We start from the raw sequence: 20853 nt of genomic DNA, 5'->3' as shown, positions 1-20853 counted from the left end.
CAAGGCTCGATTCAGGGTGAACGGCCCTAGGCTTCCAGGCTTTCCATCATGCGCGCGTAGCGCCCTTCGAGGAATTCGACGAACGCGCAAATGTTCGTCGATTGCTGGCGGTGCTGCGGATAGATCGCGCTGACCGGCAGCGGCTTGGGCACCTGGCTCTCCAGCACCGAGACCAGTTTTCCGCCGCGCAGCGCCTCGCCCACGATGAAGCGGGGCAATAGCGCGATGCCCGCGCCCGCGATGGCGGCGTCGCGCACGATCTCGCCGTTGTTGGAAAGCAAGGGCCCGCGGACCTCGAACGTCTGCTGCTCGCCGTCCACGACGAACGGCCAGCCGTTCCTGGCTTCCCGGCCGTACAGCAGGCAATCATGGCGCTTCAGATCCGCGGGCGACTGGGGCAGGCCGCGCTCCCGCAGATAGGAAGGGCTGCCGCACGCCACCATGCGCAGCTCGCCCAGCCGGCGCGCGATCAGCGTGGAATCGGGCATCGCGCCGATGCGCAGCGCCATGTCGAACGACTCGCCGACCAGGTCCACGTGGCGGTCGTTGAGGATTACCTGGAGCTGCAGGGCGGGGTGATCGAGCAGGAATTCGGCGATCAGCGGAGACAGGTGGCGCAGGCCGAAGGACATGGGCGTGCTGATCCTGAGCGTTCCATGCAGTTCCGTGCGGCGCCGCGCCATGGCCTGTTCCGCCCTGGCGACGTCCTCCAGAATGCGTTGCGCATGGGCGTAGAACTCCCTGCCGGGCTCGGTCACGGTGAGCTTGCGCGTGTTGCGCACCAGCAGCCGCACGCCCAGCGACGCCTCCAGACTCGCGATCCGGCGGCTGACGAACTGTTTCGACAGCAGCAGTTTGCCCGCGGCCGCCGTGAAGCTGCCGGTTTCGACCGCGGCGGCGAAGATACGAACGTCGTCGAATTGCATGGCGCCAACTGGAATCAATGGCCGCCCATTTTACCCAGGGCCGCGCGCCGGCAGGCATGTTTCGTCAACCAGGAACGGACAATGATTCGCGCGCCGCCTACTTGTCACGCAAGTTGGCTAGGGTAGAGTTCCACAGCATTGGAGAGCATCAGCAACGGAGGGAAACCATGCCGCTTACCGGAAAGCCGCCACCCGTTTCGCCCGCGCATCCTCCTCACTGCATCGCGGCCTTGCGCACGCCCCTGTTGACGGCGGCAAGGTTCCGGCACGTGGGCGACCACGCCGACGCGCACGTGCAGCCCATCCCGCAGGCCCATGCCCATTCCGTGATCTTCCAGATGCAGGATTTTGCGTCGCACAAGCTGTGGAAGGACCGGAAGCTCATCCATGCGGGCGGCCACTCCAGCGCCACCATGGCGTTGACCGACCTGACCAGCGCCTACGCATGCCAGCACCTCTCGGACTATGACAACGTGCGGCTGCAGATACGCAACGACGTGCTGGAAGAACTGGGCGGCGAACTGTATGCAGGCAAGGTGCCGGGCCTGCGCCAGCAGCAAGGCGCCGAGGACGAGACCATGCGCCTGCTGGTCCAGGCGCTCCTGCCCAGCCTGATGCGCCGCGAACCGGGCGACGGCATGTTCATTGAGCATCTCACGCTGGCCATGGTCGCGCATCTGCTGCGCAGGTACGGCCAGGCGGGCATGCGGGGCGCGGATGGCAGGGCGGCCGGCAAGCTGGGCGGGCCCCTGCTGGCCAAGGCGGCGGAGTACGTCGAAGCGCATCTGGCGCAGAACATCACGCTGGCCGATATCGCGAAGCACTGCGGCATGTCCCGCGCAACCTTCGCCAGGGCGTTCAAGGCGGCGATGGGCATGACGCCCTTCGAATGGGTGCGCGAGCGCCGGCTGGAGCATGCGATGGGCCTGCTCAGGCGGTCGGACTTGAGCCTGGCCGATATCTCGGCGGAATGCGGCTTTTCCGACCAGAGCCATTTCGCGCGCATTTTCACGCGCAACGTCGGCCTGGCTCCGCGCGCTTGGCGCGCCGAGCAGCGGAAATAGAAAAAAAGCGGCCTTTGCTTCCGCCTGGAGCGGTTCCGGCGCATGCGTGCGAGTTCGGACGGAGGAGGAATGTTGCATGCGGGATGATGGCCCGTTGGCAAGAAATGCATGATTTTGCGGGTATCGTATCGATATGTAATGCCAGGCCGGCCGCCTGCTGCGGCTCGCGCTGACATGCGATTGCCTCCGATGGCCCAGAGCGCGCCGGCCGTTGGGCGGCGGCGGGGCCGCTGTCCGGAGCGGCGGTTTCCTGCAAGATTTGGAAACGGTCTGGATGCCTGCGCGGCCGATTCGTCCATACCCCGGACGTAGAATCCCGCTTTTCATCAGTGCCATCCGGCTGAAAGGACCGAATCATGAAAAAAACCATCCTCCTTGCGTCCGTATGCGCTGCGCTGCTTCAAGCTTGCGCTCCGGCTTCCTCTCCTCGCGAAGGATCGTCCTCCATGCCTACCAACGCCGCCACCTCGCCCGCCAGCTCCGTGACGCTGCCCGCCTATTATTGGCGCCTGGCTTCCGCCACCGATGCCTCGGGCAAATCCATCCCAGCCCTCCAGGCGGGGGTCGAACACCAGTTGCGGCTGTCGTTCGCCAATGACGCCCTGAACATCCGCGGGGGCTGCAATGCGCAGTTCGGCGGCTATACGTACAAGGACGGCGTCCTGCACGTCGCCAACCTTGCCTCCACCATGAAGGCATGCGAACAAAGCCTGATGCAGCTGGACGCGGAGATCGGCCAGCGCATGAAGGGCGATCTGCGCGCCACGCTCAGCGGCGATACCGCGGAGCCCGCGCTGGAACTGGCGGCCAAGGACGGCAGCGTCCTGAAGTTCGTGGGCGAACCCACGCCCGAAACGCTCTACGGCAGCACCGGCCAGATCATGTTCCTGGAAGTCGCCGCCAAGAAGGCGGAGTGCAGTCATCCCATGATTCCCGGCTATCAGTGCCTGATGGTGCGCGAACGCCGCTATAACGAGGCGGGCATTCAGCAGCCCGCCAAGGACAAGTGGCATCCGCTGTACCAGTCCATCGAGGGCTACGAACACCAGGACGGCGTGCGCACCGTGCTGCGCGTGAAGCAGTACGACTGGAAGAACCCGCCCGCCGACGCGCCGTCGAAGGTGTACGTGCTGGACATGGTGGTCGAGCAGGACGCTTCCGGGAAGAAATAGGGCCCTCGGAGCAGGCGCCTCAGGCGCCGGACCGGGCGGGCGGTTCCGCATCGCCGGCCCGGTAGAACGTGATCTGGAAACTGCCCGGCAGTTCGAACGTCACATGGTGCCGCACCTGTGGTTCGATCAGGACCTGCTGCCCCGCCGCCAGCACCACCTCGGTGTGCGGGGGATCATCCAGCGTGTAGCGCAGCACGCCTGCATGCACCTTCAATAGCCCCCATGTCCCGTTCTTGGTCGTATGCGCCGAGCGCAGGGCGGCCGGCAGATTGTCGGGCGTGAACACCGGACTTTCCCGGTAGGGCTGCAAGCCTTCGGGCGGCGCATCCGGCAGGCGCGGCAGCGACTGCCGATGCTGCCATACGCTCCAGAGCTTGGCGGCGATACGTTCGGCCATGGCGTCGGCCTGCGCCTGCAGGGCCGGCCTGCCCAGCCCGGCGGTAACGCCGTGGAACAGGCCCAGCCAGCGCTGGAACAAGGGCCACGACAGATCGGGAATGCGGGCGTGCGCCGGGATCGGCGCGCCCTTGAAGCGGCGCGTGCCCAATAGCAGCGACGACCAGAAGTCGCACAGCATCTCCAGGTGATGGTCCCAATCCGCCACGCGCGCGTTGAAAATGGGCCCCAGAGTTTCGTCTTGCCGCACCTGGGCATAAAAGCGGTGCACCAGCTGCCGGATATCGTCCTCGGTGATCACAGGGGAGTCCGGGGAGGGTGGGGAAGAGGAGGGCTGGGGCATGGCGGAACACGGAGATGATCTGCATGCATTGTCCGCCGCGGCCATCGTTGCGCCGATGACAAAAGTCATGGGAGCCAGCCCGCCCGCGGCGGAGGCGCTCCGGGTGCGCGGAATTCAGAACGGCCGCTTCGCCGTCGTCGCCAGCCGCGCCAGATACGCCGGGTCCTGCACGGCCCATTGGCGGCGTTTGCCGCTGACATAACCCTGGGTCTGCCAATCATTGAGCAGGCGGCTCAGCGTTTCCGCGCGGATGCCCAGATGCGCGGCGAGCTGGCGCTGGCTCAGCGGCAACGTCACCGTGCTGCCCTGGCGCTCGCGTAGCCCCATCAGGTAATTGGCCAGCCGTTCCGGCGCGGAGCTGGACGTCATCCAGTCCACCTTGTTCACCTGGTCGTACAGGTTCTTGCTGAGCGCGGCCAGCAGCTTGAGGGCGAGGTCGGGCCAGCGCCGGCATGCATCGTGCAGCTGATGGCGGCACAAGCGCCAGGCCAGTAGCGGGCTGCGGGCGCGCGCCTGCATGGGGTAGCGGCCGTGGGGCATGAACATGGCCGCTTCGGCGATCAGTTGGCCGGGTTCGAACACGCGGAACACGCGTTCGTCGCCGTTGTAGCCGTAGCGCACGACTTCGGCCTGTCCGCTTTCAACGAGCAGATAGTGGAACGCTTCGTCGCCTTCTCCGAACAGGACCTGCCCCGGCTCGGCGCGCAGGGGGCTGGCGCCGCGCAGCAGGCCGGCAACCACTTCCGGAAGCAATCCCGGCGGCAGGCCTTGCAGAAGCGGGTGCCTGGCCAGCAGGGCGGCCGTGGCCGGCCCGGGCAGATTGATATTTGTCATTCTGGGTCTTTCAACGTGAATGGGAGAATCTTAAACGATAACAATTCTTATTTGAAATTCAATGAATGATTCAGCTATGCGCCGCCGCCTCTGCGCGGCCGCTCTTGGGATGGCCTTGGCGTCCGGCGTGTCGATCGCGCGCGCGGCGCCGCGCCGCCATGCCGTGTTGACGCTGGCCGGCCCGGGGGCCGTGGTCAGCTACCCCTTGATGCATATGGCCGCCACCGGCGCCTTGGCGGAACACGCGGACCGGCTGCGCTTCCGCTTGTGGCAGACCCCCGATCAGCTGCGCACGCTGCTGGTCAACGGAGAGCTCGACTTCAGCGCCGCGCCCTGCACGCTGCCGGCCCTGCTGTACAACCGCGGCATGCCGGTGCGCCTGCTGAACATTTCGGTCTGGGGCATTCTGTGGCTGGTCAGCCGCGATCCGGCCGTGCAGACCTTCGAGGACCTGGCCGGCCGCGAACTGGTGGCGCCGTTCCAGCGCGACCTGCCGGCGGTGCTGCTGGATACCCTGCTCGCGGCGCAGTCCGCCCGGGGCCTGGCGCCGGTGGCGTTGCGTCGCACCCGCGACGGCCAGGACGCGATCGCGCTGATGCTCAACGGCCAGGCGGACCAGGCGCTATTGGTCGAGCCCATGGCCTCGCTGCTGCTGTGGCGGGCCGGACAGACCGAAGGGGCGCCGGCGCTTTTTCGCGGCCAGAGCCTTGAGCAGGCCTGGCGCGCTGCCTTTCCCGCGCAGCCCTCGCTGCCGCAGGCCGGCGTGATGGCCGCTCCCCGCGTGGCGGAGGACGCCGAACTCTGCCGCGCCGTGAACCGGGCGTATGCCGCTTCCGCGCGCTGGTGCGTCGAACATCCCGCCGAGTGCGCGGCGCTGGTGCGCGATCACCTGCCGCATCTGCCCCAGCCCGCCATCGAGACCGCGATACGCGGCACACGCCTGGAGAGCCGCAGCGCCGAGGCCGCCCGCCCCGAGCTGGAGGCGCTGTACCGCCTGCTGGCCGACCGTTATCCGCAGGCCATCGGCGGCAGCCTGCCGCCCGCCGGGTTCTACGCGCCATGAGCGGATCGCGGCTGGGGCAGGGCCCCGTTCTTACCGCGCCGGCGCGCACCTCGCGCGCCTGGAGCGCCGCGGGCGTGCTGCTGATTCTGCTGGCCTGGCACGTGGCCGCGCGGCAGTTCGGTCCGTTGTTGATGGCCACGCCCTGGGACGCATTGCGCGCCATAGGTCCGCTGGTCCGCAGTCCGCAATTCTTCGCCAACGCGGGTGTCAGTCTGATGCGCATCGGGGCGGGTGTGCTGGCGGGCGCGTCCATCGGATTCGCGCTGGGCGTGCTGGCCGGGCACAGCGCCCGGCTGCGCGGATTGATCGAGCCGTTGCGTTGGCTGTTGATGGCCATGCCGCCTGTGGTCGTCGTGGTGCTGGCCATGCTGTGGTTCGGCCTGGGTTCGCCCATGGTGATCTTCATCACCACGCTGATGATGGCGCCCGGCATGTACGTCAATACCGTCAAAGGCATGCTGCACGTGGACCGCAGGTTGATCGAGATGAGCCACGTCTACCGCTACGGCCCCTGGCTGCGCTTGCGCCACCTGTACCTGCCCGCGCTCAGCGCGCCGCTGCTGGCGGCATTGCTGATTGCCGCCTGCGGGGGCGTGCGGCTGGTGGTCATGGCCGAGGTGCTGGGCGCCGAGAATGGCGTGGGCTATGCCCTGGCCAATGCCCGCAGCACCTTCGACACCGCCGAGCTCTTCGCCTGGGTCTTGCTGATCCTGGGCCTGGTGGCCCTGCTGGAATTCGTGTTCCTGCAGCCGCTGCAACGCCGGCTGGGGCGCTGGATGGAGCCCAGCCATGCTTGAGATGCAATCCCTCTCCTTGCGCTATGGCGCCCGGACCGTGCTGCGGGACGTGGACCTGCGCTTGCTGCCCGGCGAGCGGCTGGGCCTGATCGGCCCCAGCGGAGCGGGCAAGAGCAGCCTGCTGCGCCTGGCCGCCGGCCTCGCGCGGCCAGGCGGCGGCGTGCTGCGCAATGCATTCCGGCTTCCCGTGCTGATGTTCCAGGAGCCCCGGCTGCTGCCGTGGCGCCACGCGCTCGACAACGTCGCCCTGCCATTGCGCGGAGCGGGGCATTCCGCCGGCAAGGCGCGAGCGCTGGCCGGGCAGTGGCTGGCCCGGGTCGGCCTGGACGGCGCCATGCTGTCCTGGCCTGGCGAGTTGTCCGGCGGCATGGCGCAGCGCGTGGCCCTGGCCCGCGCGCTGGCCATGGCTCCCGACCTGCTGATGCTGGACGAGCCCTTCAGCGCGCTGGATCCCGCGTTGCGCCGCCAGCTTGCCGCGTGCTGCGGGGAGGAACTGGCCGCGAGCGGCGCGGCCCTGCTGTGCATCAGCCACGATCCGGAAGAGCTGCTGGGGCTGGTCGACCGCTGCGTCATGGTCGACCGTGGCCGCGTGACGCCAATCACGCTGGACGGGCCGAGCGGCGGCAGGGGCGGCGCGGAACGCCTGCGCGAGCTGCTTCTGGCGGCCGGCGGGCCGGCCTGAGGCGTGTCCCGATTTCCTGTTTCCCAATACCGGAGCATCGTCATGAACACATATCCGTTTTTGCTCGTCCTGCATCTGTTCGCCGCCTTTGTCTTCGTCGGCACCGTTACGTTCGAAGTGCTGTTCCTGGAGCCTGTGCAGAAGCGCCTGCCCGCGGACGTGCGCAAGGCGCTGGGCGGCCAGCTCGGTCCGCGGGTGCGCGCCGTGGTGCCTTGGGCCGTCCTGGTTCTCTACCTGGCCGGCCTCGGCATGGCCTGGCAGTACCGGGGCGCGCTCGCCAGCCCGGGCAGTTCGTCCTTCGGCCTGCTGCTGTCGATCAAGATCGCGCTTGCCTCCAGCGTGCTCGTCCACGTGATCGCCGCCATGACGCTGGCGCGGCGCCAGCGCTTGCACAGCGCGCTGCGCAGAAGGGTGCACATCAGTGTGTTCTGTCACATGGTCGGCATCGTGCTGCTGGCCAAGACCATGTTTCATCTGTCCTGGTAAGCCGGCCCGCGCTCCAACGCGCCGGCTCCTGTCCAGCCCTTTTCTCGCTCTACGTGGAAGCATTCCCATGACGTCCCTCGTCCTGCGCCAACTGGCGTCCAGCCTCGCTTTCGGCGCGCTCGGCCTGTCTTCGGCCTACGCCCAGCAAACCGCGCAAGCTCCAGCCCGGCAGGCGGTGCCCTCGCTGGCTCCCGTGGTGGTGTCCGGCGAATCCCTCACGCGTGTCCTGGATCCCGGTCCACAGCAGGCCGAGGCGGAATTGCGGACCGTGCCGGGCGGCACCAACCTGGCCCAGCCCCAGCAGGAAGTGCGCCTGATCACGCTGCGCGACGCGCTGGACTACCAGCCCGGCATCATCGTCCAGGAGTTCTTCGGGGGCCTGGACCAGCCGCGCCTGAACATCCGCGGCTCGGGCATCCAGAGCAACCCCTTGAGCCGCGGCATCCTGCTCATGCAGGACGGCCTGCCGCTCAATGACGCCGATGGATCCTTCATCATCAGCCTGCTGGAACCGCGCAACGCCGGCCTGGTCACCGCGCGCCGCGGCGCCAATGCGCTGTCGCCGGGCGCCAGCACGCTGGGCGGCGAGGTCGACTTCCAATCTCTTACCGGCGTCCAGAACGACGTCATCCGCCTGGGCGGAGGCAGCTTTGGCTCGCGCAGCCTCACGCTGTCGAAGGGCTTCGAAGACGAGCGCCTGGATGGCCGCTTCAGCTTCGGCTACGACAAGTCGGACGGCTACCGCCACCATTCCGCGTCCGAGCGGTCCAGCTTCCAGGGCAACCTGGGCTTTCGCCGCGGCACTTTCGAGAACCGTACCTATCTGTCCTACACGGACCTCAAGTTCGACATTCCCCAGCCCATCCCCAAGGCGCGCATGTACGAGGACCCGCGCAGCGTGCTGGGCGACGGGACCACGCCCCAGGATCTGGCAAACAACGTCTACAAGCGCGATCCCCACCGCGATACCAGCCAGTTCCGCATCGCGAACCGCAGCTACTGGGGCACGGATGCCTTGAATCAGACTGCCGGCATCTACTGGCAGCGCACCAATGACGACTTCACCAATCCCCAGGTGGCCAACGTCACGGACGGCGATACCTATGGCCTGGCATGGCAGTTGGCGGGCAAGGCCGGCAGCGTGGACTACCGCGTGGCCCTGGACTGGCAGCGCAGCGACATGGACCGGGATCTCTACGCCATCCGTCCCGCCGACGGCAGCCGCCTGCAGCGCTTCGGCGCCTACGACCTCAAGGCCGAGAACCGTAGCGCGCTGGTCGGCGCGAACTGGCACGTCACCGAGCAGCTCAGTCTCGTCGGCGACCTGAAATACACCCAGGCCGTGCGCGACGCGCGCGAGCGCAACACCGGCAAGACTCTGGACCAGGATTGGGACTACGCCACGCCGCGCGGAGGCATCATCTGGCAGCCGGCCGCCACGCAGCGCTGGTACGCCAACATCAGCCGCAGCAACGAGGCGCCCACCTTCTGGGAAATCGTCAATGGCGAAGTGCCCGCGCCCATGAACCCCGCCAGCGCCGTCACCTCCATGAGCAAGCTCGACCTGCAGCGCGCGCTCACCTACGAGGTCGGCGGAGACGGCAGCTTCAACGTCGCGGGGCGCGACCTGAACTGGACCGTGTCGCTGTACCGCAGCAATGTCGAAGACGAACTCATGTCCGTCACCAACGCCAACGGCACGCCCGCCGGCACGTACAACTACGCCGGCCGCACGCGCCATCAGGGCATCGAAGCCGGCATCAACGGCAGCCTGCCGTCGCCTGGCGCCGGCCTGTTCGACTACCGCATCGCCTACACCTTCAGCGACTTCCGCTTCCGCAGCGGCGAATACCAGGGCAACCGCATCGCCGGCGTGCCGCGCCATCTGCTCAGCGCCGAAGTCATGTACCGCGTGGGAGGCTGGCGCTTCGGTCCGAACCTGCGCTGGCTGATGAGCGATACCGAGACCAACCATGCGAACGCGCCCGGCACGCAGCAGAACGCCTATGCGCTGCTGGGGTTCAAGGTGGCGTACGAACATGACGCGCATTGGAGCGGATACGTGCAGGCGGACAATCTGACCGACAAGACCTACGCCAGCAGCTATGCCATCCGCAACACGGCCACGCCCGCCATGCCGATCTTCCTGCCCGGCAACGGGCGTTCCTTCAGCGCGGGGGTGGCCTACCGGTTCTAGCGGAACGGCCGGGCGGGCTTGATGTATCTCATTCCCGGCGGTCCGCCCGCAATGAGACAATCAGGTGCAACGGAGCCTTCCAGCCATGAATGCCTATCCCTTGCTGCTCATCCTGCACCTGTTGGCCGCCTTCGTTTTCGTTGGCACCGTGACCTTCGAGGTGCTGTTCCTGGAGCCCGTGCACAGGCGGCTGCCCCCTGACGTGCGCAAGGCGCTGGGCAGCCAGCTCGGCCCGCGGGTGCGTTCGGTGGTTCCCTGGTCAGTGCTGGCGCTTTACCTGGCCGGCCTGGGCCTGGCCTGGCAGCACCGCGGCGCGCTGGCCAGTCCGGGCAGCTCGTCCTTCGGCATCCTGCTGGCCTTGAAGATCGCGCTCGCCCTCAGCGTGCTGGTCCACGTCGTGGCCGCCTTGCTGCTGGCCAGGCGCAAGCGCCTGACCGGCGAGTTGCAGCGGCGGCTGCACATCAGCGTGTTCTGCCATATGGTGGCCATCGTGATTCTGGCGAAGGCGATGTTCTACGTGACGTGGTAGGCGGGCGGCGAGGCCGTGCCGCCGTCTCATCTCGCCAGCCGCAGGCACTCCATGAAGTACGCGGCATGCTCCGACGCCAGCGCCGCATCCCGCCATACCATGCCGGTGATGCCCCGGCTGCGCATCGCAAGTGGCAGCACCCTGATCATGTTCTGCTTCGCGAAATGCCGGGCCAGCCGTTCCGAGATCGGCATCACCAGGTCCGAATCCTCCAGCAACGCCAGGTTGACCAGCACCGACGATGATTCCACCTGCTGCCATGGCGCGGGTTGCCCGGCCAGTGCCAGCTCGTAGTCCATGCGCATCCGCATCGGCGTGGAAGGGCCTGGCGCGATCCAGGGGTAATCCTGCACGTCCTTCCAGGTGACCTTGCGCTTGCCGGCCAGGGGATGCGTGCTGCCTACGGCCAGGCAGATCGGTTCGTCGTAGAGCTCTTCGTAATGCAGGTTGCGCGGCAAGGAGTGTTGCTCAAGGCGGCCTACCAGGACGTCGAACGTCCCTTCCTGCATAAGGGGAAGCAGGTAGTCCAGCGTGTTCTCCGCCAGCCGCAGCAGCACCCGGGGATAGCGTTCGCGGAAGCGCTGGATGCTGGGCGGCAGCAGCACCGGCGCGATATTGGGCGTGACGCCCACGGCCAGCGTCCCGGTGGCGCCGCGGGCCAGTTGCGCCATGGTGTCCTGGGCGCGGCCCAGCTTGCCAAGTATCTCGCGCGCGTGGGTGCGCAGTTCAAGCCCATAGGCCGTGGGTTCGATGCCGCGCGCATGGCGCTCGAAGAGGGGCAGGCCGATGTCCTGCTCCAGGTCCTTCAGCCACTTCGACAGCGCGGGCTGCGTAATGTTGAGTTCCGATGCGACCTGGCTCAGGTTGCGGGTGTCGCACAGGCGCACCAGGATGGCCAGGTGGCGCAGGCGGATTCGATGGGTCCAGTCCATGCGTGTTCGTCCGTCTTCAAGGCATAAATACACGGTTATGGCTCGGTAATATTAATTCATTATCAATTTATGTCTGCTCTCCACATAATGGCCGGACAACAGAGCCAGGCCGGCAGCAAGCCGGCGGCGAGGAGACACGATGCAGCCGAATTTCCTGCTATTCATCACGGATCAGCAGCGCGCGGATCATCTGGGCAGCTATGGCAACGCCATGTTGCGCACGCCCGAGCTAGACGCGCTCGCGAAGCAGGGGTGGTCCGCGGACCGCTTCTACGTCGCATCGCCGATCTGCATGCCCAACCGCGCCACGCTGATGACCGGGCGCATGCCCTCGGTGCATGGGGCGCGCCACAACGGCATCCCGCTGTCGCAACGCGCCACCACGTTCGTCGAACGCCTGCGCTGCGCGGGCTACGCCACCGCGTTGGTCGGCAAAGCGCACCTGCAGAACATGACGGGCAAGGGCCCGGTCTGGCCGCCCGCCGGAGGCGATGGCGCGCAGGGAGAGGCCTGGGCCCCCGAGCCCGGCAACTTCGACCAGGAATGGGGACCGCTGTGGCGCACCGATCCGCGCCATGACCTGGACACGCCGTTCTACGGCTTCGGGCGCGTGGCGCTGGCGGTGGATCACGGCGACCAGGTCTGGGGGCACTACGAGCGCTGGCTGGCCCGGGAACACCCAGAGGTCCGGCGCTTGTGGGGGCCGGAACATGCCTTGCCCGCGCCCGGCTTCGTGCTGACCGAACACCAACAGGCCTGGCGCACTCGCGTGCCGGAGGATTGCTCGACCAACGCCTACATCGGCGACCAGACCATTGCGCTACTGCGTGAGTATGCCGCGGACGGAAAGCCGTTCTTCATCCAGTGTTCCTTTCCCGATCCGCACCATCCCTTCACGCCTCACGGCAAGTATTGGGACATGTACCGCCCCGAAGACGTGACGCTGCCGGAATCCTTCCACGCCAGCGCCGCGCCCGGCCGCGAGCCCCCGCCCCACGTGGCCTGGCTTTATCGGCAGCGCGACGAGCGCAAGGCCGTCAAACATACCCCCGCGATCTTCGCCTGCACCGAACGCGAGGCGCGCGAGGCCATCGCCCTGAACTACGGCTCCATCAGCCACATCGACGCCACGATCGGCCGCGTCATGCAGGCGTTGCGCCAGGCCGGACTGGACGACAACACCGTCGTTATCTTCACCAGCGACCATGGCGATTACTTCGGCGATCATCAACTGTTGCTCAAGGGCCCTGTCCATTACCAAAGCCTCATCCGCACGCCGTTCATCTGGCGCGATCCGCTCGCCGCGCCGGCGGCTCCGCGCAGCCAGGCCCTGTGTTCCACCGCCGATATCGCCGCCACCGTGCTCGCCCGCGCGGGGCTGCCGGCCTATAACGGCATGCAGGGCGCGTCCCTGCTGCCGCTGATGTCGGGCGCCGCCGATACGGTGCGCGATGCGGTTCTCATCGAGGAAGAAGGTCAGCGCACCATGTTCGGCTTCGCGGGCCGCACCCGCATGCGCACGCTGCAAACCCCGCGGCACCGGCTGAGCGTGTACGCCGACGCCGACTGGGCCGAACTCTACGATCTGCAGGAAGACCCCCACGAGCTGCGCAACCTGTGGAGCGATCCGGCCGCCGGCGCGCTGCGCGGAGAACTGCTCATGGAGCTCTCGCGCAGCATGATCCGTCACGCCGAAACCAGCCCGCATCCCTCCGCCATCGCCTGACCCCCACGCAGGAGAAAAGCATGATCAAGTCCTTGCTGCTCTGTGCCGCCTTGCTTGCCGCCGGCAGCGCGGCCGCCGCGCCGTCCGATTACCCCGCGCGGCCGATCCGCCTCGTCGTCAACTTTCCGCCGGCGGGCCCGCTGGATCTCGAGGCCCGGGCCATCGCCCAGCACGCGGGCAAAATCCTGGGCCAGACGGTCATCGTCGAAAACCGTTCGGGCGCCTCCGGCAACATCGGCGCCCAGTCCGTCGCCCAGGCCGCGCCGGACGGCTATACGCTGCTCATGACGCTCGACACCCTGATGACCGTCAACCCCTTCATATTCAAGGGCCTGGACCAGGAAGTCACCCGGCGGCTGGAACCGCTGAGCCTGGCGGGCAGCTTCGGTTTGGCGCTGGCCGTGCGGCCCGAACTCGGCATAGGCACGCTGGACGAATTCCTGGGATACGCCAAATCGCACCCCATCACCTACGCCTCCGCCGGCTACGGCAGCCCCGGCAACCTGGCTTTCGAGAAGCTGCGACTGGCCGCAGGCATGGAGGTCGCGCACGTTCCCTATCGCGGCAACGCCCCGGCGGTCAACGCCTTGCTGGGGGACCAGATCCAGGCCGCCTTCCTCGCGGTGCCCGGCGTCCTGCCGCACGTGAAGGCGGGCAAGCTGCGGGCGATTGCGGTATCGGGCAAGGAGCGCGACGCGGACCTGCCCGACGTGCCGACGGCAGCGCAGTCGGGCGTGGCAGGCCTGAAGGACTACGACGTGGCCTTCGCGTTCCTGGTGATGGCTCCCAAGGGGACGCCCGGGTCGATTGCGCGGGTATGGGAGAAAACGCTTGCCCAGGTGTATGCCTTGCCGGAGTTCCAGCAGAGCATGGCGGCGCTGGGGATGCGCGGGCCATTCGCGGGGCGGGACGAGGCTCAGGCGTGGGTGCGCAGGGAAGCCCTGGGCTGGAAGGGCGTGATCGAAAAGGCCGGCATCAAGGGAGAATAGCGGGGCCGCCGCGCCATCCCCACAGCGGCAGGAAATCCCATCTCAGCAAGCGAGCGCAGCCGCCTGTCGTCAGATTCCATCCAGCGCCAGCGTGGCGGGCCGGGAGCGGGCAAGCTGCCTGGGCTCGGCGGATTCCTCGACCAGCTCGCCGCCCTGCAGGCGGAATACTCCGACGGCCTGCAGCAGCTGGGCGGCCTGGGATTGCAGGGCCGTCGACGCGTTCGCGGCTTCCGCTACGCGGGCCGCGGTCTGCCGGGTCAGTTCGTCCATCTTGGCGACTGCCTGGTTGACCTCTTCGATGTCCGTGCTTTGCGCCCGGCCCGCATCGCCGATCTGGCCCACGATGCCCGCAACCCGGTCTATGCTGGACACGACCTCGCGTATCACGCCGGAGGCGGCGTCCGCCTGACGGAAGCCGTTGCTGGTCTTTTCCAGCGAGCCGTCGATAAGGACACGGATCTCGCGCGCGGCGCCGGCGCTGCGCTGAGCCAGCGCGCGGACCTCGGTCGCCACGACGGCGAAGCCTCGGCCGCTCTCGCCCGCGCGGGCCGCTTCCACCGCCGCGTTCAAGGCCAGGATGTTCGTCTGGAACGCGATGCTGTCTATCAGTCCGGTGATTTCGGAGATTTTCTGCGCTTCCTGCTGGATTTCCCCCATGACGGTCGCGACGCCGGCAACCGCCGTGCTGCCGGTGCCGACGATCTGGCGCGCCTGGTCGGTCAGTTGCCGGGCCTGTTGCGCATGGGCGGCGTTGTCGTGGACATTGGCGGCCAGGTCACGCATGGACGTTGCGGTCTGCGCCAGCGATTCGGCCTGCGTGCGCGAGCGCTCTTCGAGTTGCAGGTTGCCCTGCATCATTTCGTGGGAGGCGGCCGAGAGGGCCGATGCCGTGGTGCGCACGTCGCTCATGGTCCGGTGCACGGCGTCCATGGTGGTCTTGAAGCTGCGGGCCAGGCCGCTGTTCATGCTCAGGCCGCCGAACCGCAGGTCGAACACCCCGGGCTCGCGCCCGATATGCGCGCTGAGCCGGGCCAGTTCTTCGGCGGCGATGCCGGCGCGTTCCATCTTCCAGGCCAGCCAGCCCAGCGCGGCGGCCTGCACTACCACATAGGAGGCATGCAGCAGCACCATGCCCAGGCTGGGTTCGGTAAAACAGAGCGCGCCATATCCCCATTGCTGAAGATAGTTGAAGGACAGGTGATGCACCGCGATCACCAGGGCTCCGCACAGGATGGTCCGCCAGTCACGGTATGCGAGGAGCAGGGAGAGCAGCACGAAGATGCCGAAGTGGATTTCGGTCTGGCCCGACATCAGGTGGATATGTAGAGCGGCCAGGACCATCAATCCACAGGCGACGGCAAGACGGGTGGTCAAAGCGCCAGGGCGCCAGAGGATCAACAGCGTGGGAATTCCCGCCGCCAGCATGCCCGCCGTGACGGCGACGGCCCATCGGCCGTATTGCGGCGCCATGCACAGGCCCACGATGAACAGCAACCAGAGCAACGGCAGCATGGCGCGGTCGGTCCGGCGATACGAGTCTTCCAGCAAGCGGCTTGCGGTGCGCATGGGCAGGTCCTCGGGCAGGGGAAGCGCGAAGAGCCGCGCACGCTAGATTTTGATAGACGAATAGCAATTTGTGAACATTTATTCCAAAATATTTTGTCGATTTGTTGCGGCCATCCCTCAGCGGGCATGCCTCGCCGCCCGGGATGCCGGACCGGGGCGCGCCTCGGCCTGGCTCCGGATCGCGCCACGACCATGCCCGGCATGACCAGCGTTATATTCAAAAGCTCCCCCTCACAGGAGCGTCTCATGCAGACCCATGAAATCCATCGCGGCCGGCTGCTCGACCACATTCAACTGGTGGTGCGGGACCTGGCCGCCAGCCGGCGGTTCTACCAGGCGGTATTCGATGCCCTGGAGGTGCCGATGGGAGGCTCGGGCGACGATTACTTCTGGGCGGACGAACTGTTCGTGTCCACGGCGGACAGCAAGGCGGCGCTGGGGCAGTTGACGGGCCGCCATCATCTGGCGTTCCAGGCGCGCGACCAGGCAATGGTGAATGCGTTCTACCAGGCCGCGATGGCCAACGGCGGCAAGGACAATGGCGCGCCCGGCTTTCGGGACTACCACCCGGGCTATTACGGCGCCTTTGTGCTGGATCCGGACGGCAACAACATCGAAGCGGTGTTCCACGGCGAGGCCCGGCGCAGCGCGCCGTCGGTCAAGGTGACCTTTTGACGGCGCGGGAACGGGTCTGCGCCCATTCCCGCGCGCTGCGCATCGGCGCCCGCCTGGGATCTCGTCACTGGGTCCGAACCGGGGGGGCGGCAGCGGGTTTCACCGTGTCCACGTATTTCTTGTAGCTGGCGAGATACTCCGGACTGTTGATGTCCGGCGTGTTTTCGCTGTTCCAGTTGTTTTCCAGGCCGGCCTGTTTCCAGGCGGCCAGGTCGCGCATGACGTCCTCGCGGGTGACCGTGGTGTTGGTGTCGGGCGAGCTGGTGGACATTTGCGCGCTTGCCGGGGTGGACAGCAGCGCGGCGGCCGCAAGGGCGGCGGGCGCGGCGGCGCGGAACAATAGGGCGGTCTTCATGAAGTGCTCCTCGATGGCAAGAATGAGCGCAGCATTGGGGCCCGGTGTCCTTGGGCTCACGGCAAGGCAGCCTTGGGCAAGGACAGCTGCGCGACCGGCATGGCCTCCCCCTGGCTTCATGCCTTCGGATCCATCGTAGGGCGGAGCCGGCTGGCGGCGCATACTAAAATGAAGTACGCCGCCGCCTTCGAGGAGGACGCTTGCCATGGCGGGGAAGCCGGCCGGCTACAGCAAAGAGGCCAATCTGACCAGTTCGGATTGGCGGCTGCACTCCATCTTGTGGAGCAGGGATGCGACCTGTTTGCGCACCGTCAGCACAGAGGCGTGGCGCAGCATGGCGACCTCATCCACGCTGTGGCCGGTGGCCAGCCCCGCCAGCACGGCCGCTTCCGCGTGGGTGATGGCGAACACCGATTCCAGCCTGTCTACATCCGGCGGCGCGAACGCGCTCTTGCGCCGCATGCGCACCAGCAGCATGCGTCCGCCGATCAGGTTGAGCGCGTCGGGCGCCATGCTGATGTCGATCCAGAACAGTTCGCCCCAGCCCGAAGCAGAAGCCAGGGAGCGCGCCTGGCCGTCCCGCGCGACGGCCAGGCAGTGGGACTCGAACAGCGCCTGCAGCTTGCCGTCGGCATGGCGCAGCCGTCCGCCACGCACGTTCCATCCATGCCCGTCGTCCACGTAGCGCGCGGCGAGGGTGGACATCTTGTCGACCATGGCGTCCTTGCTGATCAGCAGGACTGCCTCGCCGACGTCGGTAAACGCGCTTTCGATGGCTCTCCATCCGATGGCGAGCATGCTTTCGCGTCGCGCCAGCTGGCTGCGCAGCATGCGGAAGTAGCCGGCGAATGCGCCGGACTGGAGCCGGTCGCAGGCCTTGGCGTCCACGGTCGAGCGCTGGAAGCCGACGGCGGCGCGCATCACGGCGTTCGATTCGACGACCAGCGACAGGATCTGCGCCATGCGGTGCTTGACCATGAAATCCGTATAGAACTCGGTGCGCTGAAGTTGTCCTCGCGGATACATCCTCGCGGTGTCCAGCCACGTTCCGCAGGGCGACAGCCGGGAGTCCCGTTCGAGGACGTCGCAGCGGTAGTAGTGATTCTGATAGTCCGCGGCGCAGGTTTTCGAGAAACCGATGGCGGACAGGTTCAGCAGATTGTGCCGCGCGTCGAAAACGATGAGCGTGCCGCTGTCGGCGCCCACCATGTCGCGCGCGGTGCGCAGGATGTCTTGCCACGGCGGATCGGGGTCGACAAGGTGGCTGACGGCCTCGGTGGCCCGCCGGACCGCAATCGGGTGCTGGGGCATTTGGTGCCTCCGGCTCTGGTTCAGGCAGCGGCCGCTGCCGCGCATCGCAGATTGTTGTGGACGGCTCCGGCCTCGTCAGGGGGGAGCGGCGCGCGGCGATGGTTCGTCCGCGCGGCGGGGCAGGGCAGTCCGGCGCGGGTGATTGCCGGCCGCCGCGGATCCCATTGGAAATTATCCTCGCAAATCCGTGCCGCGGAAGAAAATCGTGGGCCCGGAGAGCCTGGGCAGGCGCTGCTTGCCGGCCACAGGCGTCGATCTGGTGCGCCCGTACCGGGTTGTTTCAATCAACCATGCCGCCGGGGCCGGGGCCGCCCGGGGCCGGGGGGGCGGCTACATCCTTGGCGGCTGGCTGGATCGCCGCGCGCCACAGGTCCAGGAAGTGTTTTTTCTTCAGCGGATCCAGATAGACCAGCAGGCCTACGCCCAGGCCGACGGGGCGCACCCCGGCGGCGGGGATGACCGAGGCGCTGACTGGCCGCATGCCGGACTGTTTCGAGACCATCTCCTGCCCCCGTGGAGACAGCAGGTAGTCGAGAAACAGCGCGCCCAGGTCCGCGCGCGGCGCCTGCCGCGGAATGATGGCGGAACGCGACAGCATCAGCGTGTAGTCCTGGGGATAGACGATGGCCAGCGGGGCGCCGCGGTCGATGCGGTGCTGCGTATAGGATTCCAGCAGGTTGTAGGCCAGGGTGATTTCGCCGCGTTCGAGCCGGTCCAGGGCGTGCTCCGTCGATTCATGGACCGTAACGCCGTTGCGCCCGAGGGCGGCCAGAAGCGCGCCCGCCATGCTGTCCAGGCGGGTGTCCTGGGTGGCGGCCAGATAGCCGATGCCGCTGCCTTCGACGTCATAGGTGGAGATGCCGCCGGCCAGCGGCTGGTCGGGCGCCTGGAGCAAGGACAGCAGTTCGCGCCGGGTGTGCGGCGCGCGCTCCGCAGCGAGCTTGTCCGTGTTGTAGACCATGACGATGGGATCGGTGCCGATGCTGAAGACTTCGTCGCGCCAGTTGGCCCAGCCGGGCAGGGCGAGGGTAGCGGGCGAGACGTGCGCCTGCGCATAGCCGTCGTTGACCAGCTTGGTCTGCAGGTCCATGGCGCTGCTGATGACGATGTCAGGGCCGGTCTTGGCGGCGGGCGCCTGCCACGCGCGAGCCACCGCCTGCGCGTACAGATCCTGCGTGGACAGCTCGGTGTATTCCAGGCGGATGGCGGGGTTCAGCCTGCTGAAATCCTCCAGCACGCCGCGGAAAACCTGCACGCTGTTGGAAGCATGCACGACCAGCACGTTCCTGCTGTCGGCGGGGCCCAGCGCGAGCCCGGCGCCGCTGGTTTCGGCGGACTGGCCGGCCATGGGCAGCAGCAGCGCGGCCGCGACGGCGAGCCGGCGCAGGGTGGCGATGGCCTTACGCACCATGCGGGATCCCCGGCAGCGTGATCACGGCCTCCAGGCCGCCGCCCACGCGGTTGCTCAGGGCGAGCCGGCCCTGATGGATGTCGACGACCCGCTTGATGATCGACAGCCCCAGGCCGGCTCCCGGCGCGCGCGGGTTGGGTCCGCGGGCGAAGCGCTCGAAGGCCGTGTTGGCCAGTGCCGGCGCAATGCCGGGGCCCTGGTCGGACACGGTGATGCGCCAGCCCCGGCCTTCCGGTTCCAGCCGCACGTCGATGTGGCCGTCTTCCGTAGCGCCGTGGCGCAGGGCGTTGTCGATGAGGTTCTTGAAGGCTTCGCGCAGCATCAGGCTGTCGCCCATGACGCGCGGCGCGTTCGCGGCGCCGGCGTCGGGCAGGCGCAGGCGGACGTCCGGCTGGGGATCGGCCTGTGGAACGGTGTCGTACAGCGCCTGGCCGAGCAGCTCGGCCAGATCGACCGGCTGGAACTGCCTGACGTTGCTGCGGTGGATGACGCTGGCGTCGCTGAGCAGCTGGTTGACCAGGCGCGAAAGCTTCTCGGCGTTGCGCAATACCGCCAGCAGGCTGCGGCGCTGCTCGGAGGGGTCTTCCTCGTCCAGCGCCACCTCCATCTGGGCATGCAAAGCGGCCAGCGGCGTGCGCAGCTGGTGGGCGGCTTCGGCGATGAAGAGGCGCAGCGTGTCCAGGTTCTCCGAGAGCCGGGACATGAAGCCGTCGAGCGCGTGCACCAGGGTGTCGAGTTCCTCGGGTACGGGCGCGGCAATGGGATGCAGGTCGGATGCGCTGCGGCTGGCCAGCTCGCGCTCGATGCGCTGGATGGGCGAGAGCGAGCGGCGCAGGCCCCAGTAGGCCAGCGCCAGCGCCGCGGCGGCGAAGCCGATCAGGGCCAGCGTGCCTTTCCAGAGTATCCCTTGCGCCAGCGCGTTGCGGGCCTCGCGGGTCTGGGCGACCTCGATGATGGCGGTTTCGGCGTCGCGCGGGCCGGCGATCTTGCGTTCCATCCAGGCAATGCGCACCGGCTGGTCCTGGTAATGGGCTTCGAACAGACGCGGCGTATCCGCGGCGCCCGCGCTGCCGCGTCCGGGAGGGGAGGGCAGGTCCGCATAACCCGAGATCAGTTCGCCGCCGGCGGCGGTGACGCGATAGAACACGCGGTCGCGCGGCGCCTGCTCCAGGAGCGCCAGCGACGCGTACGGCATGTCCATCCTCCATTCGCCCTGCACCAGCTGCAGGCTGTCCGCGATCGACAGCACGGAGGCGCGCAGGAGTTGGTCGTAGGTGATGTCGGCGGTCTGGTGGGCATAGCCGCGGATCAGCAGGTAGAGCGCCGCCAGCGCGACCGCGAACAGGGCCAGCAGCGTGGCCAGCAGGCGGCGGCGGACGGAAATGCGGCCGTGCTGCAC

20 protein-coding genes are annotated in these 20853 nt (G+C 67.6%); 11 read left to right on the top strand and 9 right to left on the bottom strand.

What is annotated here, in order from left to right; all coding sequences use genetic code 11:
- Nucleotides 1-26: 26 nt before the first annotated feature.
- Entirely contained in the window at nt 27-926 is a 900-nt protein-coding gene (locus JL37_RS09305) for a LysR family transcriptional regulator (RefSeq protein ID WP_043543539.1), read from the bottom strand.
- A 167-nt stretch (nt 927-1093) separates the two neighbouring features.
- Between JL37_RS09305 and JL37_RS09300 the strand changes: the two genes are divergently transcribed.
- Both JL37_RS09300 and JL37_RS09295 read left to right on the top strand, forming a co-directional pair.
- Nucleotides 1094-1990, top strand: a complete 897-nt coding sequence (locus tag JL37_RS09300) for a helix-turn-helix domain-containing protein (RefSeq protein ID WP_052097006.1) — start codon at nt 1094-1096, stop codon at nt 1988-1990.
- A 446-nt stretch (nt 1991-2436) separates the two neighbouring features.
- Nucleotides 2437-3162: an META and DUF4377 domain-containing protein gene (locus JL37_RS09295; protein WP_043543538.1), complete on the top strand. Its 726-nt coding sequence runs from the start codon at nt 2437-2439 to the stop codon at nt 3160-3162.
- Between the two features lie 19 nt (nt 3163-3181).
- Here the strand turns inward: JL37_RS09295 and JL37_RS09290 are convergent, their stop codons facing one another.
- Nucleotides 3182-3859 (bottom strand): DUF1971 domain-containing protein, encoded by a 678-nt coding sequence (locus JL37_RS09290; RefSeq protein WP_231570320.1) that lies wholly within the window; start codon nt 3857-3859, stop codon nt 3182-3184.
- 156 nt (nt 3860-4015) lie between these two features.
- Nucleotides 4016-4735, bottom strand: coding sequence for a Crp/Fnr family transcriptional regulator (locus JL37_RS09285; RefSeq protein WP_043543535.1), 720 nt, complete (start codon nt 4733-4735; stop codon nt 4016-4018).
- Between the two features lie 61 nt (nt 4736-4796).
- On the opposite strand from JL37_RS09285, the gene JL37_RS09280 reads away from it, so the two are divergent.
- From JL37_RS09280 to JL37_RS09255, 6 genes are all read left to right on the top strand, one after another.
- A complete protein-coding gene (locus JL37_RS09280; protein ID WP_043543534.1) occupies nt 4797-5798 on the top strand; it encodes an ABC transporter substrate-binding protein in 1002 nt (333 codons plus the stop codon).
- Nucleotides 5795-6595 (top strand): ABC transporter permease, encoded by an 801-nt coding sequence (locus JL37_RS09275; protein ID WP_052097005.1) that lies wholly within the window; start codon nt 5795-5797, stop codon nt 6593-6595. Before JL37_RS09280 ends, JL37_RS09275 begins: the two co-directional genes overlap by 4 nt.
- Nucleotides 6588-7277: an ABC transporter ATP-binding protein gene (locus JL37_RS09270; RefSeq protein WP_043543533.1), complete on the top strand. Its 690-nt coding sequence runs from the start codon at nt 6588-6590 to the stop codon at nt 7275-7277. Before JL37_RS09275 ends, JL37_RS09270 begins: the two co-directional genes overlap by 8 nt.
- A 42-nt stretch (nt 7278-7319) precedes the next feature.
- Entirely contained in the window at nt 7320-7763 is a 444-nt protein-coding gene (locus JL37_RS09265) for a CopD family copper resistance protein (RefSeq protein ID WP_043543532.1), read from the top strand.
- A gap of 67 nt (nt 7764-7830) precedes the next feature.
- The gene (locus JL37_RS09260; RefSeq protein ID WP_043543530.1) at nt 7831-9960 is read left to right on the top strand and encodes a TonB-dependent receptor domain-containing protein; all 2130 of its coding nucleotides are present in this window, start codon (nt 7831-7833) and stop codon (nt 9958-9960) included.
- Nucleotides 9961-10045: 85 nt separating this feature from the next.
- Entirely contained in the window at nt 10046-10489 is a 444-nt protein-coding gene (locus JL37_RS09255; RefSeq protein WP_043543529.1) for a CopD family copper resistance protein, read from the top strand.
- Between the two features lie 26 nt (nt 10490-10515).
- Here JL37_RS09255 and JL37_RS09250 read toward each other — a convergent pair whose 3' ends face one another.
- A complete protein-coding gene (locus JL37_RS09250) occupies nt 10516-11421 on the bottom strand; it encodes a LysR family transcriptional regulator (protein WP_043543528.1) in 906 nt (301 codons plus the stop codon).
- A 139-nt stretch (nt 11422-11560) separates the two neighbouring features.
- On the opposite strand from JL37_RS09250, the gene JL37_RS09245 reads away from it, so the two are divergent.
- Both JL37_RS09245 and JL37_RS09240 read left to right on the top strand, forming a co-directional pair.
- Complete coding sequence (locus JL37_RS09245) at nt 11561-13147, top strand: sulfatase (protein ID WP_043543527.1); 1587 nt, start codon at nt 11561-11563, stop codon at nt 13145-13147.
- A 20-nt stretch (nt 13148-13167) separates the two neighbouring features.
- Entirely contained in the window at nt 13168-14136 is a 969-nt protein-coding gene (locus JL37_RS09240; protein WP_043543526.1) for a tripartite tricarboxylate transporter substrate binding protein, read from the top strand.
- Nucleotides 14137-14205: 69 nt separating this feature from the next.
- On the opposite strand, the gene JL37_RS09235 is transcribed toward JL37_RS09240, so the two are convergent.
- Nucleotides 14206-15702 (bottom strand): methyl-accepting chemotaxis protein, encoded by a 1497-nt coding sequence (locus JL37_RS09235; protein ID WP_081955011.1) that lies wholly within the window; start codon nt 15700-15702, stop codon nt 14206-14208.
- Between the two features lie 246 nt (nt 15703-15948).
- Here JL37_RS09235 and JL37_RS09230 point away from each other — a divergent pair, with 246 nt between their 5' ends.
- Complete coding sequence (locus JL37_RS09230; RefSeq protein ID WP_043543525.1) at nt 15949-16377, top strand: VOC family protein; 429 nt, start codon at nt 15949-15951, stop codon at nt 16375-16377.
- A gap of 64 nt (nt 16378-16441) precedes the next feature.
- Here JL37_RS09230 and JL37_RS09225 read toward each other — a convergent pair whose 3' ends face one another.
- From JL37_RS09225 to JL37_RS09210, 4 genes are all read right to left on the bottom strand, one after another.
- Entirely contained in the window at nt 16442-16732 is a 291-nt protein-coding gene (locus tag JL37_RS09225) for a DUF4148 domain-containing protein (protein ID WP_043543524.1), read from the bottom strand.
- Nucleotides 16733-16957: 225 nt separating this feature from the next.
- Entirely contained in the window at nt 16958-18043 is a 1086-nt protein-coding gene (locus JL37_RS09220; RefSeq protein WP_043543523.1) for a LuxR C-terminal-related transcriptional regulator, read from the bottom strand.
- Between the two features lie 280 nt (nt 18044-18323).
- Nucleotides 18324-19454 (bottom strand): ABC transporter substrate-binding protein, encoded by a 1131-nt coding sequence (locus tag JL37_RS09215; RefSeq protein WP_052097004.1) that lies wholly within the window; start codon nt 19452-19454, stop codon nt 18324-18326.
- Nucleotides 19444-20853: a sensor histidine kinase gene (locus JL37_RS09210; RefSeq protein ID WP_052097001.1), complete on the bottom strand. Its 1410-nt coding sequence runs from the start codon at nt 20851-20853 to the stop codon at nt 19444-19446. Before JL37_RS09210 ends, JL37_RS09215 begins: the two co-directional genes overlap by 11 nt.

Source organism: Achromobacter sp. RTa (assembly GCF_000757485.1).
In the GTDB taxonomy this organism is placed as follows: domain Bacteria; phylum Pseudomonadota; class Gammaproteobacteria; order Burkholderiales; family Burkholderiaceae_B; genus Achromobacter.
This window is presented reverse-complemented; position numbering and strand designations above follow the sequence as displayed.